The 15,515-nt window shown below is 68.1% G+C and carries 19 protein-coding genes and 2 pseudogenes; 4 read left to right on the top strand and 17 right to left on the bottom strand.

What is annotated here, in order from left to right; genetic code table 11:
- Positions 1-161: 161 nt before the first annotated feature.
- On the bottom strand, positions 162-986 hold the full coding sequence (locus ACIRJP_RS36775; protein WP_404184144.1) for a cytochrome c biogenesis CcdA family protein: 825 nt from the start codon (positions 984-986) through the stop codon (positions 162-164).
- On the bottom strand, positions 983-1,741 hold the full coding sequence (locus ACIRJP_RS36770; RefSeq protein ID WP_404184141.1) for a DsbA family protein: 759 nt from the start codon (positions 1,739-1,741) through the stop codon (positions 983-985). The genes ACIRJP_RS36775 and ACIRJP_RS36770 overlap by 4 nt, the downstream gene beginning before the upstream one ends.
- Positions 1,742-1,937: 196 nt before the next feature.
- Between ACIRJP_RS36770 and ACIRJP_RS36765 the strand changes: the two are divergent.
- Positions 1,938-2,397: pseudogene (locus tag ACIRJP_RS36765) on the top strand (transposase); the annotation flags it as partial.
- Between the two features lie 182 nt (positions 2,398-2,579).
- Here ACIRJP_RS36765 and ACIRJP_RS36760 read toward each other — a convergent pair.
- The 8 genes and pseudogenes from ACIRJP_RS36760 to ACIRJP_RS36725 form a co-directional block, all read right to left on the bottom strand.
- Positions 2,580-2,837: a glutaredoxin family protein gene (locus ACIRJP_RS36760; RefSeq protein ID WP_404184138.1), complete on the bottom strand. Its 258-nt coding sequence runs from the start codon at positions 2,835-2,837 to the stop codon at positions 2,580-2,582.
- Positions 2,834-2,998 carry a hypothetical protein gene (locus ACIRJP_RS36755; RefSeq protein WP_404184135.1) on the bottom strand — a complete coding sequence of 55 codons (165 nt, stop codon included), beginning with the start codon at positions 2,996-2,998 and terminating at the stop codon, positions 2,834-2,836. Before ACIRJP_RS36755 ends, ACIRJP_RS36760 begins: the two co-directional genes overlap by 4 nt.
- Positions 2,999-3,057: 59 nt before the next feature.
- Positions 3,058-4,530, bottom strand: a complete 1,473-nt coding sequence (locus tag ACIRJP_RS36750) for an MFS transporter (protein WP_404184132.1) — start codon at positions 4,528-4,530, stop codon at positions 3,058-3,060.
- A gap of 10 nt (positions 4,531-4,540) precedes the next feature.
- The gene (gene trxA / locus ACIRJP_RS36745; RefSeq protein WP_404184130.1) at positions 4,541-4,906 is read right to left on the bottom strand and encodes a thioredoxin; all 366 of its coding nucleotides are present in this window, start codon (positions 4,904-4,906) and stop codon (positions 4,541-4,543) included.
- Positions 4,906-5,433, bottom strand: a complete 528-nt coding sequence (locus tag ACIRJP_RS36740; RefSeq protein WP_404184127.1) for an NAD(P)/FAD-dependent oxidoreductase — start codon at positions 5,431-5,433, stop codon at positions 4,906-4,908. The genes trxA (ACIRJP_RS36745) and ACIRJP_RS36740 overlap by 1 nt, the downstream gene beginning before the upstream one ends.
- Before the next feature lie 93 nt (positions 5,434-5,526).
- Positions 5,527-5,823 carry a hypothetical protein gene (locus ACIRJP_RS36735; RefSeq protein ID WP_404184124.1) on the bottom strand — a complete coding sequence of 99 codons (297 nt, stop codon included), beginning with the start codon at positions 5,821-5,823 and terminating at the stop codon, positions 5,527-5,529.
- Positions 5,824-6,158: 335 nt separating this feature from the next.
- Positions 6,159-6,531 (bottom strand): annotated as a pseudogene (gene trxA / locus ACIRJP_RS36730) (thioredoxin).
- Positions 6,532-6,559: 28 nt separating this feature from the next.
- Positions 6,560-7,027 carry a universal stress protein gene (locus tag ACIRJP_RS36725; protein WP_404184121.1) on the bottom strand — a complete coding sequence of 156 codons (468 nt, stop codon included), beginning with the start codon at positions 7,025-7,027 and terminating at the stop codon, positions 6,560-6,562.
- 178 nt (positions 7,028-7,205) lie between these two features.
- On the opposite strand from ACIRJP_RS36725, the gene ACIRJP_RS36720 reads away from it, so the two are divergent.
- Positions 7,206-7,883, top strand: coding sequence for a GntR family transcriptional regulator (locus tag ACIRJP_RS36720; RefSeq protein ID WP_404184118.1), 678 nt, complete (start codon positions 7,206-7,208; stop codon positions 7,881-7,883).
- Positions 7,884-8,599: 716 nt separating this feature from the next.
- On the opposite strand, the gene ACIRJP_RS36715 is transcribed toward ACIRJP_RS36720, so the two are convergent.
- On the bottom strand, positions 8,600-8,806 hold the full coding sequence (locus tag ACIRJP_RS36715; protein ID WP_404184115.1) for a hypothetical protein: 207 nt from the start codon (positions 8,804-8,806) through the stop codon (positions 8,600-8,602).
- Positions 8,807-9,011: 205 nt separating this feature from the next.
- Between ACIRJP_RS36715 and ACIRJP_RS36710 the strand changes: the two genes are divergently transcribed.
- Positions 9,012-10,286, top strand: coding sequence for a hypothetical protein (locus ACIRJP_RS36710; protein ID WP_404184112.1), 1,275 nt, complete (start codon positions 9,012-9,014; stop codon positions 10,284-10,286).
- Between the two features lie 23 nt (positions 10,287-10,309).
- Here ACIRJP_RS36710 and ACIRJP_RS36705 read toward each other — a convergent pair whose 3' ends face one another.
- The 3 genes from ACIRJP_RS36705 to ACIRJP_RS36695 form a co-directional block, all read right to left on the bottom strand.
- Complete coding sequence (locus ACIRJP_RS36705; protein ID WP_404184109.1) at positions 10,310-10,636, bottom strand: WhiB family transcriptional regulator; 327 nt, start codon at positions 10,634-10,636, stop codon at positions 10,310-10,312.
- A gap of 160 nt (positions 10,637-10,796) precedes the next feature.
- Positions 10,797-11,060, bottom strand: a complete 264-nt coding sequence (locus ACIRJP_RS36700; RefSeq protein WP_404184106.1) for a hypothetical protein — start codon at positions 11,058-11,060, stop codon at positions 10,797-10,799.
- A 144-nt stretch (positions 11,061-11,204) separates the two neighbouring features.
- The gene (locus tag ACIRJP_RS36695; protein ID WP_404184103.1) at positions 11,205-11,858 is read right to left on the bottom strand and encodes a hypothetical protein; all 654 of its coding nucleotides are present in this window, start codon (positions 11,856-11,858) and stop codon (positions 11,205-11,207) included.
- 104 nt (positions 11,859-11,962) lie between these two features.
- Between ACIRJP_RS36695 and ACIRJP_RS36690 the strand changes: the two genes are divergently transcribed.
- Positions 11,963-12,247, top strand: coding sequence for a hypothetical protein (locus tag ACIRJP_RS36690; protein ID WP_404184102.1), 285 nt, complete (start codon positions 11,963-11,965; stop codon positions 12,245-12,247).
- A gap of 178 nt (positions 12,248-12,425) precedes the next feature.
- On the opposite strand, the gene ACIRJP_RS36685 is transcribed toward ACIRJP_RS36690, so the two are convergent.
- The 3 genes from ACIRJP_RS36685 to ACIRJP_RS36675 all read right to left on the bottom strand — a co-directional run bounded on the left by ACIRJP_RS36685 (position 12,426) and on the right by ACIRJP_RS36675 (position 15,381).
- Positions 12,426-13,319: a nucleotidyltransferase family protein gene (locus tag ACIRJP_RS36685; protein ID WP_404184100.1), complete on the bottom strand. Its 894-nt coding sequence runs from the start codon at positions 13,317-13,319 to the stop codon at positions 12,426-12,428.
- A gap of 356 nt (positions 13,320-13,675) precedes the next feature.
- A complete protein-coding gene (locus ACIRJP_RS36680) occupies positions 13,676-14,419 on the bottom strand; it encodes a ComF family protein (RefSeq protein ID WP_404184097.1) in 744 nt (247 codons plus the stop codon).
- Positions 14,416-15,381, bottom strand: a complete 966-nt coding sequence (locus tag ACIRJP_RS36675; RefSeq protein WP_404184095.1) for a DNA-processing protein DprA — start codon at positions 15,379-15,381, stop codon at positions 14,416-14,418. Before ACIRJP_RS36675 ends, ACIRJP_RS36680 begins: the two co-directional genes overlap by 4 nt.
- Positions 15,382-15,515: the final 134 nt, after the last annotated feature.

Here is a 15,515-nt window from a genome sequence, read left to right as displayed (position 1 = left end):
CTGCACGCAGAAAGTGCCTTCCACCTGGACCGACAGAACCCCTCGACAAGGTTCATCGTCCCAGCTCAGAAGGCACTTTCGCGTTACCGCTCATGATCCGGACCAAAGCCCAAGCGAAACGCGCAGGTTAGGGCGGGTAATCGTTCGGTGGCAGGACATGGTCAGTCTCCGGTTCGCTGGTCGGGGCGGGCGGCGCGGCGGCGGTGCACGAGCCACGTCACCGAAAGAGCGAGAACGGCGGCCAGGACGATGACCATGTCCGGGACGCGGGCGGCGCCGTCCAGCGCATGCGTTTCCACGGTGAACTGCTGAGAGGCGCCGAGGATCCCGCCGAGCGAGGTGGTGCCGTCGGTGGCGAGGAGGAAGACGCCCAGCGCGATGCCCATCATGCCGCCCGCGATCTGGGTCCAGGTGTTGTGCCAGTGGCCGATGCGCACCTGCCGGGGACGGACCAGTGCACGCGCCCACGGCAGGCGCGACCACACGAGGGAGAGGACGAACAGCGGCACGACCATGCCTAGGGCGAAGAGGGCCAGGACGATTCCGCCGTAGAGCGGGTCAGCACCGAGAGCGGCCAGGGCCAGCACAGAACCCAGGACGGGGCCCGCGCACACCCCTGCCAGTCCGTAGACCGTGCCGAGCAGGAACACCGACACGGCCGAGGAGTTCTCACCTCCGCCACGGCGGCTGACGGCCGGCAGGGCGATGCCCGCGACCTGTACCAGTCCCAGCACGATCACGACACCGGAGGCCGCGGTGACCACGGTAGTGCGGTGCTCGCTGATGACCGCGCCCAGGCCTGCGGCCAGAACACCGATCGGCACGAGAGTGGTCAGCAGGCCGAGGTAGAACACGCCTGTGCGGGCGGCCAGCCGGGTGGGGCTGGTGAAGGCGTACGCGAAGAAGGCTGGCAGCAGCATGGCGGAGCAGGGGCTCAGGAGGGTGAGAACGCCGCCGATCAGCGCCCCGGCCAGGCCGATACTCACCTGTTGTCTGCCTTCTCGAGCTGGCCGTCCAGCAGCTGCTGGAAGGCCGCGAGGGGCTGGGCGCCGGCGAGCGCCTGGTCTCCGGCTACGAAGAACGGCACGCTGTTGATGCCCAGGCTGCCGGCATCACTCGTGGTGGTGTGGACTGCCTGTGCCAGGGTCTTGCTGTCGAGGGCCTTCTCGAAAGTCTTCAGATCGGGGACCCCTGCGGTACGGGCGAACGCGATCAGCTTCTGACGGGGGAGGTCGGGGTGCTTGTTCTCGGGGGCCGCCTCGTACAGGGTGGTCAGGTACTGCTTGAAGCGGCCTTGCGCAGCTGCCGCGCGCAAGGCGACGGCAGCGTCGACGGACTGGTCGCCGAAGATGGCCACGTCACGGAACTCGTAGCGAACCTTGCCGGTGTCGACGTACTCCTTGAGCAGAGTCGGCAGCGTCTGCCGGGTGAACACTGCGCAGTAGGGGCAACGCAGGTCAGCGAACTCGACGAGGACGACCGGGGCATCGACGGGGCCGATCGCGAGCGGATCCTTCGGATCACGTTGCGCGATCGAGTCGGCGCTGTCCGAGGAGGCTGAGCTGCTGCGGTCGGGGGCTGGGCCGGCTGTGGCAGATGAGCCGGTGCCGGAGCGCGCGAAGGCCACGATGAGGAGGAACACGACCGCAGCCGCGAGGATCACGTTGAGTGTGTGGGCTCTGCGCAGGCGGCGTTCCAGGGCTTGAAGGGCGGCTGGCGACGAAGATCGGGTAGCAGACACACGACTAGGATACATGTTGCGTCCATGTGGAGTGCTTCTGTGTTGTGACTGATTGGGGCAGGCCAGAAGCCCGCCGGCAGGCGGCGCCTCCGCAAGAGAAAGGGCCCCTCCCGTGCGGCAGACCACCTTCATAAGCCTGCGTCCTACGGGGTGAGCGTCGATGGCCTTGCTATGGGGCGGGATGCATGGAGTTGGACTGTTCTACGTGCTGGTCAGCGATTGCGCCTGGCGGGCACTGCTGCCCTGCTTCGGCATATCGAAGTCGACCGCTCACCGCCGGTTCCTCATCTGGTCAAGGCCTGCGCTTGGGGCCGCCTGTACGGAGCCGTGCTGCACCAGTTCGACGACGCCGGCCCCTCTATGTCACCCTCGTCGTCCACGACACCGCCCACGTCAGGGCCAGAAGAGGGCGAACGCACAGGCACAGGTCCTGTGAACCGGGCAAGCCGGGTTCCAAAAGGCATATCTGGGCGGACGCGAACGGACTGCCTTTACTCGTCGGCGTCTCGGCCGGCAACACCCACGACTGCGAAGGGCTGAAGCCCATGGTCGAGGGGCACCAAACGAGACACGCCCCCTACCACGGCCGGTACTTCAAGCCCCAGCCCTTGTATGCGGACAAAGCCGATGATCGGGCTGCTCTGCGCAGATGGCTCCGGTGGGAAACACATTCGAGCCGGAACTCAACCGAAACCAGGCTCCCTGCCCGGGACCGGAATGCCCTGGCCCGACCGGGCCGGGCGGGGTCGGCCAACCCCGGTGGGCGGGCATCATGCAGATGTTGCGGTTCCAACGTCACCGACGCCGCCCCTGAGGTGCGGGGCGGCGTCGGCAAGGGTCAGATCATCGAGAGCTGCCGGAGCTTCTCTTCGACGTCGGGATTCGTCGGTTCGACGTGATGGCTACCGTCCGGGTACAGCACGACGGGAATGTTGGTGCGTCCCGAGATCTCTTTGGCCTCCGCAACGGCCATTGCGTCTGCCTGCACATCGATGTAGTCGAACTCGATGGAGAGGTCGTCGAGCTGCCTCATCGTGCGGCGGCAGTCTCGGCACCAATCTGCCCCGTACACGCGGATCTTTGCGGCCTGGGTCATCGTGCGTCCTCCACGGCCACGGTGGCGGGATGGTCGCAGGCCACGCAATAGGCGCCGAACAGTCCCGCTCCGAGAGTGAAGACGCCCGCTCCGACGGCGAGGACCACCAGGTCGCGTTTACGCGTAGACCGAGTGTCGACCGTGCCACTTGCCGTGCTCACCGTGTCGGCACGCCCCCTCTGTCGTGTTTCGAGAGTCTGTGCTTCCCCATCCACGCGGTTCACTGCATGACCTGTTCTGCCGGTTCCGGAGAGGCCTCGGCGGGGCTGGGGCGCTTGCCCCGGATGAGGATGCCCAGCGTCACGAGCACGCCGATGCCGGAAAGCACAGCCATGACGATCATGGCTTGGTGGAAGTTCGGCAGCAGCTCTCCTGAGACCGTCGGCTGGTTTCCGCTGGCGAGCACTCCGGATATGACTGCCAGAGAGACCGCGCCACCGATCTGGAGGCTGGTGTTCAGCAGACCCGAGGCGATGCCGTGCTCGTGCTCGGCGACGCCGTGCGCGGCGCCAACGTTGACCGCAGGGAACCCGATCGCGAAGGCGAAGCCGATCAGGATCATCGTCGGGAACAGGAAGTTCCAGTAGTTCATGTCCGGTTCGGTACGCAGCATCAGCAGGTATCCGATGGTCAGTAGCGACAGCGAGGCGAGGATCGGCACCGTGGTGCCCCGCTTGGCGCGAGCGAAGATCGGTCCCATGCGCGGGCCGAGCATGGGCTGGATGAGGTTCGAAGGGATGAACGCCAGCGCGACCATGATCGGAATCCACTGCAGGCTTCCCTGAACGTACAGGGTGATGACGAACTGAAAGCCCATGAAGCTGCCCAGCAGCACCGCGGCGGAGATGTTGATGTGGATGACTGAGGCACTCTTCAGGATGCCCAGCCGCATCAGCGGATAGGGATGCTTCAGCTCGATGATGACGAATGCGATCATCAGGATCGCGGCCAGCACGAGCGAGATGAGGGTGATGGGTTCGCCCCAGCCGATCTCCGGGCCTTGGACGAGGCCGTAGACCAGCAGCAGCAGACTTCCGGTGAGTGTCAGAGCACCGAACAGGTCGAACTGGTTCCACGACATGGCCGCGCGAGTGGCCCTCGGCACGAGCTTGAGGCCGAGGAGGAAGAACAGCAACGCTACGGGGCCGGGAGCGAGCAGGGTGAGCCGCCAGCCGACCTGCGTCAGAGAGCCGCCGAGCACGAGCCCCATTCCGAAGCCCATCGTGCCGATGACCGCGTAGAGGCTCAGCGCACGGGAGCGTGACTGCCCTGGGGCGAATGAGGTCGAGACGATCGACATGCCGGCGGGCACGGTGAAGCCTGCGGCGACTCCCTTGATGAAGCGCAGCGCGATCAGCCAGCCGATGTCGCCCATGAAGGCGCTCACGACCGACGCGAGGCCGAACACCGCAACGGCGATGAGGAAGACAGCCCGCCTGCCGAAAAGGTCGGAAGCACGACCACCAAGAAGCAGGAATCCGCCGTAGCCGAGGATGTAGGCATTGACGATCCACTGCAGGGATCCGGCACCCAGGTCGAGCTCGTCACCGATCGTGGGGAGCGCGATGTTCACCATCGACAGGTCGAGGCCGTCGAGGAACAGTGCTCCGGCCACCAGGATGATGAGCCCCCAGGCGGCGCCGTTCCACTTCTCGCCGATCAAGGGCGCCTGTGATTGTGGTTGCGTGGTCATTGTCGGTTGCCTATCTCGATTCGGAGGGGTTCGTGGTCAGGTAGTGGGCAAGCTCTGCTTCCAGAGCACGTTTGGAGACGACCCCGGTGATCGACTTCACGACGTCGCCGTTGTGGAAGAGCTTCATCGTGGGGATGGAACTGACCCCGTACCTCGATGCCGCTCCGTGGTTTTCGTCGACGTTGAGCTTGAGGACGTCGATTCGATCGGCGTACTTCTTCGCGATCTTGTCCAGGACCGGCGCGACCGCATGACACGGCATGCACCACGGTGCCCAGAAGTCCACGAGGACCGGTTTCGGATTGGCCAGGACCTCGCGCTTGAACGACGCATCGGTCACCGACCGTGTGTAGGAGGTCTTCTTGTTGCCTCTCATCACCCGATCGCTCCGATCGTCTTCAGCTCCGGGGCGAAGGTCGTCTCGTCCGGCAGTGCGGCGAGATAGCGTTCGGCGTCGAGCGCCGCAACCGTGCCCGACCCTGAAGCAGTAATGGCCTGCCGGTAGTGCGGATCGATGACATCTCCGGCCGCGAACACACCGGCGAGGTTCGTCTTCGACGTGCGTCCCTGCACGGCGACAGTGCCGTCCTGGGTCAGGTTCGTGTGTGACACCGGGCCGAGGGTGGCCTTCTTCACCTCGCCGTCCAGCCCGACGGCGGTGACGTCGGCGTAGACGATTTCGGCTCCGAAGCGCTCAGCCTGCTGGCGCATCCGTTCCATGAGGTCCGGCCCGATGATGCCCTCGGAGAAGCGTGGGAAGTTCTCGACCTCAGTGGTATTCATCAGTTCACCGTCGGCCTCGACCGACGATGCGATCACCAGTGGAACCAGGTTCGCGCGTGCCGCGTAGATCGCGGCCGTGTACCCGGCAGGACCGGAGCCGATGATGACGGCTTGTCTCATCGGTGGTCTGTCCTCTCAGCGTTCGAGTCGTGATGACTGCTCGCTCCAACGAGCGCCAGACCTGAAGTATTCCAGTTGTATCCCACATGAATCCTAACGTTGAAGATGGGTTTGCCCTGCCTGTGAAGCTGGAGGTCTCGCATGCTCCTGGCCCGGATCCAGTTGAGGGGCGTGACGATCTCGACGCCCGACGGTGAAAACGAGGCCTGCGAGGTGCTCTCGACTTTCCGCCGGGGCAGTTACGGAGACCTTCGCGCAGATCTGGCCCCCACCAGAAGTGATGACGGTGTCAATGCCGAAGAAGGCGGCGAGGTCGCCATTGCCGTCGCCGTCCGCGAAGCAACTGTCCAGTTCGATGCCGCACTGCGCGGCGGTGGTGCCGACGCCCACGCACAGCGCAGTCGACCGCCGGCGCCCCGGAAACGAGCTCGACCGATTCGGGGCCGTCGTCGACGCAGCAGAACCGGCTCATTGCTGACCCTGGCGAAGCGCCCGGCGCGGTCGCCGCCGACGGTGCCGCCCATTCCACTGCGCCCGCGGTCGCGTTCACCTGCCTGCTGCCCTCCAGGTGCCGGAGACGGCGAAGGAGAACCGCGCTGCGGAGCGGTCGGCGTGCCCAGACTCGCCGAGGACTGCGAAGGTTCGCAGGTCGACCCGTTCAGGGGCGTGCCCGCAGTCATAAATCTCGCCCTTCTTGTTCATGGGCCTGCTGTCGCGGTCGCCGATCAACCCTGAGGGGCGTCCTGCGGCGCAACGCTGGCGCGCGCCTCACCCATGTCGAGTTTGCGGATCTGACCGATGAGGTCCTCCAGCGCCGCCGCAGGAAGGGCGCCGGCCTGCGAGAAGACGCGGACGCCGTCACGGAACGCCATCAGGGTGGGGATCGACGTGATCCTCATGGGCATCGGCAAGGTCCCGGTTCGCTTCGGTGTCGACCTTCGCGAACATGATGTCTGCGTGCTGCTCCGACGCGGCGTCGTACACCGGCGCGAACATCCGGCAGGGACCTCACCATGCGGCCCAGAAGTCAACGAGGACGATTCCCTCACCGGAGGTGATGTCAGCGAAATCGGACATGGTGACCTCTCGAGCCGGCATGGGACCTTCCTCCTGGTCGGGAAGCTTCTCAGCGGGTTTCGTCCTCGTCGGCGGGAACCGCGACAACGGGGACCTGCGAGTGCGTGAGGGCGTAGTGGCTGACCGAGCCATGGAAGACCCGGCCAAGACTGGAGTGCGAGCGGGTGCCGACCACCAGGAGGAGAGCGTCACGCGCAGCATCGACCAAGGTCGGTCCAGCAGTGCCTGACACGACTGACAACTCGACGCGGCATCCCGGCCCCTCGGCGTCAATGACCTCGTCGAACCAGCTCTGGACATCCTCGCGTGCTGCGTGCTCCAGCTCACCCCAGTTCAAGTTCGTGTCACTCGCCCCGCCCTCGATGCCGGGCTGCCAGACGTAGACGATCTCCAGGAGCACGTCACGCATCCGCGCCTCATTGATCGCCCACCTCAGGGCACGCGCTCCGGCGAAGCTCTCGTCGAACCCGACCACGATCTTGTCCACCATCGTCACCTTCCTCTCTAAGCCGTCCACGCGCGGGATAGTGCTTTCACCAGCCGCGCTGTTGCATCCAACATGGATCCTAGCACTCAATGCAACATGTATCCTAGACTGTCTCGTGGATCACAGGACGGTCGGATATTGGCCGCCCTCGTTCTGGCGGGGTGAATGGGGCGCGCGACCGGTCGAGCGCTCGGAGAGGATGAAACAGATGTCGACTGACCAGAGCGCCACGGGGCGGGCCTACTCGGCGATACTCGACGGGATTCTCAATGGCCGGTACGAGCCCGGCACGATGCTGGCCGAGGCGTCCTTGGCTGCAGAGATCGGAGTCAGCCGTACCCCCGTGCGCACCGCTCTGGCGCGATTGCAGGACGACGGTTGGATCACCGTGTACCCCAAGCGGGGCGCTCTCGTGAAGGGGCTCTCCGAGAGGGCGGTAGCGGACCTGGCCGACGCCCGCCTCATCTTGGAGTCCACGTCAGTCCAGCGCGCCGATGCTGCAGACAGGCAAGTACTCGCTTCCCGGTTGGAAGACTCGATCGAGGTCCAGCGGGAGACGCTGGCTCGTGGCGACCTGCGGGCCTTCGTCGAGTCAACGATCGTGTTCCACCGCTCGTTCGTCGAGGCGGGCCAGAACATGGTCATGCTGGAACTGAATGACCGCCTTGCCGACCGCCAGCGGTTCCTGCTGTTCAGTTACGGCGACACGCTGCTGGCACGTTGCACCGACATCATCACCGAACATGAGGCGCTGGTGCACCAGCTGCGCGGCGGCGACCCGGCGGCATTCGCGGAGTCGCTTCGCAGGCACCTCGGCGACACCTACGGCACGAGTTTGCGTGCGCTGTGTCCTGACCCAAGCTTCAGGATTCAGCCGACGTTGTAGCAAGTCGAACACTTCCTGGCTGCTTGGTCACGCCGATGGGAGGCCCGTGCGTCTCCAGCCGGTCAAGCGGCAGGTTCGTACGTCACGGTCTGGTCTGGGCAGCCGGCCTGCACGATCTTGGTGGTTAACCCCAATGGTCATGCAGCGAGCCGTAGTTGGAGTCTGGCAAGGTGGCTGCGGTTGGTGCGGTCGAGGAGGGTGGCCGTTGGATCGGCTCCAATGCCTTGGTATCAGGCAGGGTGGAGGAGAGGTGGCCACGTTGGTGATGATGTTCGGGCGGCCGGGCCGGTCTCCGTCGGCCTGTGGGTGGCAGGTCTCCGAGACGTGGAGCTTGTGGCCGTTCCAGAATGTCTCGCGTTTGGCGGACCACCGCGTGTCGGTGTCGTACGGGGAGGCAAGGCGTATCGGGGCGGGTGGCAGGCCGTCGCCGTTGTCCTCGGCGCGCTCGCGGCGCCGGATCCGTAGTCTGCCGTTCCGGTCCGGGGTGCGGATGTCGGTATGCGGGGGCGTGGGTGAACGTATGCGTGGCAGCGGTCAGCTGTCGCGGCGGGATGAGGTGTGTCAACAGTCGTTCCAGGGCGATGTCGAGCCTGTGGAGCGCTTTCGGCTGCGCGGTGTGCCAGCGCCCAGGGCGCGGTAAGGGCAGGCGAATTCATGCGCGGACTCCTGGAGCGATGCCTCGGTGCACTTCGGCCGTGCATGGACTTGTGCGGTTCTCATGCCCGTGCCTGGGTCCGGTGGTGTCGGGCTGTGGTGGGCAGGCGGTTGTGGATGTGCTGGTGGTGCATCAGCGGGTCCAAGGCTTCCCCGTCGCAGAGTGCGAGATCGGCTGCTCCCGGGACGGCGGCGTGGTCGGGGCAGCGTTGGTGGTGCCAGCGTAGTTGTTCCGCGTAGGGGAGGTGGGTGAGGTCGTAGACGGCCATGAGGCCGTCGGGGATGGTGAGTTGTCCGCGTCGCCCTGTGGTGGCGGGGACGAGTGTCCATGTGTCGGAGGGTGCGTTGAGGCTGAGGACAGGGCGCGGGTGCAGCGGTGGCGTCGTCGGGTCTGGGCTACGCACTGGATGCTGTCGATGGGCCGGGCGGCAAGGTAGCGGGTGTGGAGGACCAGGACGATGGGCCGGGCCGGGCATGCCCACCGCCCAGGCCCTCACCAAGCTCGTACGGCAGGCCGTCTCCGAAGCCGGGCCCGGCAGCGGGCTGCGCGTCGGCCAAGGCCTGCCCGATCGTGAGCGGGAGATGAGGGCGGCCTACGAGCAGCTGACTGAGGCGGGGCTGGGAGAGCCGGCCGGGGAGGCGTGGGCGCAGGGCGCGGCCGCGCCGCAGGATCTGCAGCATGAGGTCGACGGCGAGCCGGGCTGGGTGCTGTGCCTGGTGGCCGGGCGCCCTCCGGTTGTCGTCGCCGAGCCGGTCTGGCAGACGATCGTCGAAACAGGGCGGCGCGCGCCGGGCGGCCAGGACCCGCTCGCGGCCGTCGGCTTGCCCCGCCCTCCCGCGGGCACGGACACCTCGTGGGTGATCCCGGCCGACGCCCGAAGCGTGGACCTCGAGGGCGGATCGTGGGGCGCGGGCCGCTTGACGTACTCGGGGCGTGGCGTGTGGCGGTGGCAGCCGCTCCCCCGCTTCAGCCTGAACCAGGGACGGTCGGCCGAGATCGGGACCGCCGGCCAGACGCCGTCGCTGCGCCTGCGAGCCCTGGTGAACCTGCCCTGGGCCGAGGCGGGTCGGCTGGAGATCAGCAAACCCCGGCGCACGCAGCTCGAGCAGCAGCTTCCGTACAGCGCGGTGGCTGGCGCGGTGACGATGCTGTCCCGGCGCAGGGGCGCGGAGCTGCCCGCCGCTCGCTGGGAGCGGGGGCCGTTCGGCAACTCGGGCCGTTCCATGGACTACACGTGCACGATCGCCGGGCCGGACGGCGGCCCGGCCGTGAAGGCCTCCGTCATGCTCGCCCTGCCCACCACGATGGAGTCCACCGTGGTCGCCTGCGCGGACGTCCTGATCGAGAACCCGGAGGCGTGGGCAGCGGCCCTCGGTCCCGGCTGGGACACGCAGCTGGGCCTCGACGAGGTCCAGGCCGTGCTGCTGGCCGCGTGGGAGACGGCCGCCGAGCTGCTGCCCGATGTCGTCGGCGACCCGGCCGGACTGTCGTGGGCCGCCCCGCCCAGCAGCGAACTGCGGATGACATGCGAACAGCCCGCCGACAACGGCGTCCTGCCGGGACTGGACACACTCGTCGACCTGGCTCCGCTCGGTCCGAACGACGGCGGCCCCAGGTCGCAGCTGGCCGTCGCCATCACCGCGGCGCCGGCCATGGACCGAGCCGAGCGGCAGCGCCTGCTACGGGAGGCGCTGGTGCACATGGCCCACGCGTTCGGGTACGTCGACGCCGATGTTGACCTGCTGTAGGACTCTCGCCGGGGACGGGGGCGTCACCCGGCGGTCTTCCAGGCCAGTGCTTCATCGTCGGGGCGGGCGAGTCGGTCGTGTTCGGATCGGGCGGCCTCGAGCAGGCGACGCCAGGACGTGACCAGTGGGCGCCGTCGCAGGAGGGCTCGGCGTTCGCGTTCGGTCATGCCGCCCCAGATTCCGTGTTCGATCCGGTGGTCGAGTGCGTGGGCAAGACACTCGGTGCGCACCGGGCAGCCGGTGCAGATGGCCTTGGCCTTGTTCTGTGCCGCGCCTTCGACGAACAGCTCGTCGGGATCGGCGGTTCGGCAGGCCGCGTACTCACTCCAGTCCTGATCATCCCCGACCACCCCGATGCCGTCCTCTCCCTGGTCCGGCCCCCTACCCTCCCCCGGGCAGGCGCAGTCCGGAAACGGTACGGCACGAACACAGGGCGTAGGAGATCGCCGAGTGACGGCAATCCGTTCGGGTGACGGGGGCTTGACGGCGGTCCTGGTGGTGCTTGGCGTCTCAGCCGGTGGCCGAGCAGCCGGGCATCGCAGGGAGCGGGGCCTCGCCCGTCACGGTGCTGATCCGTCGCCGGATCGCGGCGAACATCTCGGCCCGCTCGGGCTTGACGGGGTAGTCGAAGCGGTCGTAGCGCAGTTGGAGGGTGGCGGTGTTGTCCGGGGACTTCAGGAGGATCAGGCCGAGGCTTTTGCCGGGGGCCAGGTCACGGTGTCCCCGCAGTTCCAGCGGAAGACCGTGCTCCGGGTCGGTGAGGGCCTGGACCAACTCGGCGCGGCGCAGGCCGGTGTCGGCATCGTGGTCCAGCTCCAGGACCCACCACTCCCCCAGCCGGGACTCGTGGCCGGTGACGGCTTGGGGGACGGCGACGGTGTGCAGGAGGCCGAGGCGGCGCAGCAGCCCGCTGGGGAGTCAGGCCGCGTCACGCCAGGTGGATTCGTAGGGCAGTGGCTGGCGCTCGTCTTCCCAACGGCGTTCGTGGGCGGTCCAGGTGTCGCCAGCGAGCCAGCTGGCCTCGCCGCCGTGGTCACGGATGCGCTCGGCGAGCGCGGCTTCGGCCTTCTGGAAGGCGCGTCGGGAGGGTCCGGTGAGCCGGATGCTGGTCGGCTGTCCGAGGCGGCGAAGCTCGATGCCGCGCTCGCTTCGTGCTGTGATCCGGCACCCGTTGAGGCCGTGGATCTCGTCGTCGCCGGTACGCACGCTCACCCGCCCGGGCAGCAGGCCGGCCAGCAGGCTGTCGAGGCTCGCGTTGCTCTCCAGGTGGAGCCTGATGCCGTCCGCGGTGGGCTTCACGTACTGGATACCGAAGGGGAACTCGAAGAAGTTCCGCTGGGAGCCGAGAACCCAGTAGAACACCTCGGACTCGAGGAGGAGTTGCTCGTGGTGGGCGGGAGCCGGGATGAGAGGGGCGCGCCGGGGGAGGCCGGCGACGACCTCGCATGCGAGCTGGCGGGGAACTCCGGTGCAGAGGGCGTACGTCCGCGCCCGGCTGCTGGTCTGGGTGGCCGACGTGGCGGGTACCTTTCGCTCCGCTCCGTCGGCCCGCGGAGCGTGAGGAACAGGCACTGGTGTGCGGTGGTGCGGTCGGTGAGATGGTTCTGATCGAAGCCGAGCTGCTTCGCCTCCGCCTTGAACCAGTGGGCCGAGGTTCGCGTAGGAGCAGCAGACCGATGCCGCAGGGAGCCACCGTATCCCTCGGGCTCGACTCGACGGGGGCGCCAGGCGCACTGCGCGCCGCCGGCATCGAGGTAATTCCCGTCTACGGCCGGCACCTCCCCCACCACGACGAGACCACGCCCTCCCAAGACGCCCTGACGCACGCCAGGCGCACCGTGGAGGACTTCTGGCATGCCCACATCGCGTCCGCCCTCAGGCCAGGCCTCCTCAGCACCCACCTGGCCCGGCTGCTCGCCCGCTACCCACGCCTGCGTGCGCTGCTACCGAAGAGCGAGTAGCGCGCTACGCCCGAATGGCGGTGAACGCGTGGCGGGTGGGTCGCCGTGACCAGACAGGCGGCGGCCCATGATCACGCCGGATCCGGCGGGCGTGCCCCCGGACGCCGCGCACGGGGGGACGCGACGCCCGGGAGGACTGCTGCTCAACGTACCGAGCGCAGGCTGCCGGCTCGGGTGGTCAGCGTCGGAATGCTGCTGCCTTGGGTCCGGGTTTGATCATCAACGCGTTCAGCTGGCGCGCCCGCGTGGGCTGTACTACCTCCAGCCAGCCGTCGGCGCGGGTGACGCAGTACGGGATGCTCTGGTAGCCCTGCCACTTCCAGTTGATCCACCAGCGGGGTTCACTCCGGTGTCCCACAAGGCGTCGCGGTGTAGGCAGCCGCTGACCGGCCAGCTCGACATCGTCGAGGTCGACCGCGAGTTCCTTCATGAGAGCCAGACCCGCCAGGGCAGCGCGGCGCAGCGGGCTGTCGTCGTTCCACCGGCGGAAGGCCCAGCGCATGTCCGGGGTCGCCAGCAGGTCGGTGTCGTCCGGCGCGTCGGAGAGCGTGATGCGCGAGATGGTGATGGCCTCTTGCTGCTGCCACTCGATCAGTTCTGCCCGGATCGGGCGGGGGATGTGCCGGTCGAGGCCTTCGAAAGCGTCGATCATGTCGTGGCGCTCGGCCCGGCCCGCTTCGGGATCCTCGTCGATCGCGTGGAGCACGCCGAGAGCTTCGGTGAGCGTGTCACCCCGTTGCCACAGCGGGAGCATGAGGGTCCCTTCGGCCTCCAGTTGCTCACGCGCCGCGTCCTCGAACTGGAACTGCAGCCCGCGGGATGACCCGGCGAGCGCGCGGCGCAGCGGCGCGTAGGGGTTGCCGCCGGAGAAGATGGCCTGGACGACGGCCTGGTTCATCCGTTCGTCGCGCTCGAACCGGACAGCGACGTCGACGTCGTGAGGCTCGGTGGCGCCGCGTGCGAAGCTCCCGAACAGCCACACCCGCCGGACCAGGTTGAGGGGCCATTCCTGGGGGCCGTCGAGCCTGTGAAGCATCGCTTCGATCAGTTCGACAGCTCGCGTTCGCTTCATGTGGCTCCCTCGATCCCGCTGGCCACCAGGGTAGTGGCGGACGAGGACGTTGAATTCCACCCGCCGATGGCCATCCCTCAGAGGGGTGAGGAGTGGTCCTGACGAGGCGCGCGGTCGAGAGCTGTGTACGTCGTGGCGGGACGGTCGTGGCCGGTGATCAGGCCGGATCCGGCGGAGTATGCCCCCGGACGCAACGCACGGGGGGACGCGGCGTCCGGGGGGACTGCTGCTCAACGTACCGCGCCAGCTGGCCTCTTATCGCACATATTCGGGGATTCGGATCACGGGGCGTGGCGCGGACTCGGTCTGCGCGGGAGAGCGGGATACCGCGGAGACGGGCCGGAGCGTCGGGGCGATCATCCGCTCCAGGGGACTCGTGCGAGCACAAGTCCCCGGACGTCGACGGCGCCGTTTGCCCGGAGTCGGCGCGCGACGTGCTGGAGCTGGGATCCGCTGGTGAAGACGTCGTCGACGAGGAGGATGGTGGCCCCCTTGATGTCGCCAGTGTCTCCGGTCCAGGTCAGGGTGGCGGCGTGCGCGACTGCGGCCCCGCGCTTCTCGTCCAGAGTCCGGTTCGCGGACCGAGGCGTCTCGGCATGTTTCACCAGCCGGTGGGCCCCCGGTGGGCTGAGCGGGAAGACCCGCGTCACGTCCTCCGTGTAGGCGGCGTCCATGATCGCCTCGATGTGCTGGAGAGGCTGGCGGCCCGTGCGGGTGGGGTTCCCGACAACGTGGTCGACGCCGTGCATCGCCTCGGGGTGGCTTTCCATCCAGCCGACGAGGAGCCGACCGAAGATCAACGCCCAGCCGGCTCTCCCCTCGTACTTGAGCTTGTGGATCTTGTCGCGCAGGGCTCCGGAGTACATGGCCACCGCGTCGACGCGGGAGAACCCCCGCTCGGCCTCCGACAGCGCGCACACCCGGTTCCCGCACGGCCTGCCGGGCGCGACGGCCTGGGAGCAGACCGGGCAGTGGGGCTCGGCGACGGGCTGGAGGGTGCGGCCGGCGCAGTCGGAGCACAGGCGGGCGGTGCCGGTGATGCGGTAGGCGCATACCGGGCAGTCGGGGAAGCCTGCCGGATCCGGGAGACCTGCCGTCACAGGCCGGCCAGGGCGAGCTGCTGGCGCTGCTGTCCGGCGGCCTGGATGTCCGCGGCCTGGCCGAGGCGGTCTGTGATGTCGCTGGAGGCGGTGACCAGGATCGCCCGGCCCTCCTCCAGCATCTTCTTGGCCCAGGGCTGGGTGTCGGCGAGGGAGCGGATCAGGAAGACGAGCTTGCCGTGCTCGGCCGCCAGGCGCGCCTGCATCTTGGCGCCCGACGTGCTGGAGGCCTCGATGACGACGCTGCCCAGGGTGGTGCCGGACGTGACGACGTTGCGGCGAGGGAAGGTGTACTTCGCCGGAGGGCTGGTGGGCCAGAACTGGCTCAGCAGCGCGCCTCCGGCGGCGAGGATCGCCTTGGCGAGCGGGCGGTTCTCGGCCGGGTAGATCGGGGCGGCGATGCCGGTGCCCATGACGGCGAAGGTCCGGCCGTCGGCGGTGAGCGTGGCCTGGTGGGCGGCTGCGTCGATGCCCTTGGCGAGACCGCTGGCGATCACGACGTCGTGGTCGACGAGCTCGCGGGCCATCCGGGCCGCCCGCCGCAGGCCGTCCTCGGAGGCCTGGCGGGTGCCGACGATCGCGATGGAGCGGGCATCGCGCTGATCGAGCTCGCCGCGGTAGAAGAGGAACGGCGGCAGGTTGCCGATCACCCTGAGGTTCGCCGGGTAGTCCTTGTCCAGGACGGTGACCAGGCGCGCGCCGGTCTTGCCGGCGGCGGCGAGCTCGTCATCGACGCGGGCGCGGGCGTCGTCCAGGCCGGAGGTCAGGGCCTGCTGCAGCAGGGGGCGGTTCTTGGCCGCGGCACGGGAGTCCTCGTGCAGTTGTCCGTCCATGAGCGCGGCCAAGCCCTCGGGGCTCTGGGCGCCGCGGGCGATCAGGCTCCAGTCGAGGGTGGCGTCGCCAGCGCGCAACGCGCACAGGGTCAGCAGATCGTGCTGGTCAGCGGTGACATCGAGGTCCATCAAGGTGTCCTTCTACTCGTGGCCCCGGGATGTTCGAAGGATGAAGCGAGGTTCTCGGGCCACTTCCATCATGGCGTACGCGGTCCGCGTACGGGAGGGAAGGGCACGGTCGGCTCGCCCCGGGGGCGCCAGCT

This window comes from Streptomyces sp. NPDC102437 (assembly GCF_044765565.1).
In the GTDB taxonomy this organism is placed as follows: Bacteria; Actinomycetota; Actinomycetes; order Streptomycetales; family Streptomycetaceae; genus Streptomyces.
This window is presented reverse-complemented; position numbering and strand designations above follow the sequence as displayed.

What these genes read in the sequence shown, in the direction of transcription:
- ACIRJP_RS36740 (WP_404184127.1), bottom strand. Translation starts at nt 5,433, where the DNA reads ATGAGACAAGCCGTCATCATCGGCTCCGGTCCTGCCGGGTACACGGCC.
- ACIRJP_RS36675 (WP_404184095.1), bottom strand. Translation starts at nt 15,381, where the DNA reads ATGGACCTCGATGTCACCGCTGACCAGCACGATCTGCTGACCCTGTGC.
- ACIRJP_RS36715 (WP_404184115.1), bottom strand. Translation starts at nt 8,806, where the DNA reads ATGGCCGTCTACGACCTCACCCACCTCCCCTACGCGGAACAACTACGC.
- trxA (WP_404184130.1), bottom strand. Translation starts at nt 4,906, where the DNA reads ATGAGAGGCAACAAGAAGACCTCCTACACACGGTCGGTGACCGATGCG.
- ACIRJP_RS36750 (WP_404184132.1), bottom strand. Translation starts at nt 4,530, where the DNA reads ATGACCACGCAACCACAATCACAGGCGCCCTTGATCGGCGAGAAGTGG.
- ACIRJP_RS36690 (WP_404184102.1), top strand. Translation starts at nt 11,963, where the DNA reads ATGCCGCAGGGAGCCACCGTATCCCTCGGGCTCGACTCGACGGGGGCG.
- ACIRJP_RS36760 (WP_404184138.1), bottom strand. Translation starts at nt 2,837, where the DNA reads ATGACCCAGGCCGCAAAGATCCGCGTGTACGGGGCAGATTGGTGCCGA.
- ACIRJP_RS36720 (WP_404184118.1), top strand. Translation starts at nt 7,206, where the DNA reads ATGTCGACTGACCAGAGCGCCACGGGGCGGGCCTACTCGGCGATACTC.
- ACIRJP_RS36685 (WP_404184100.1), bottom strand. Translation starts at nt 13,319, where the DNA reads ATGAAGCGAACGCGAGCTGTCGAACTGATCGAAGCGATGCTTCACAGG.
- ACIRJP_RS36710 (WP_404184112.1), top strand. Translation starts at nt 9,012, where the DNA reads ATGCCCACCGCCCAGGCCCTCACCAAGCTCGTACGGCAGGCCGTCTCC.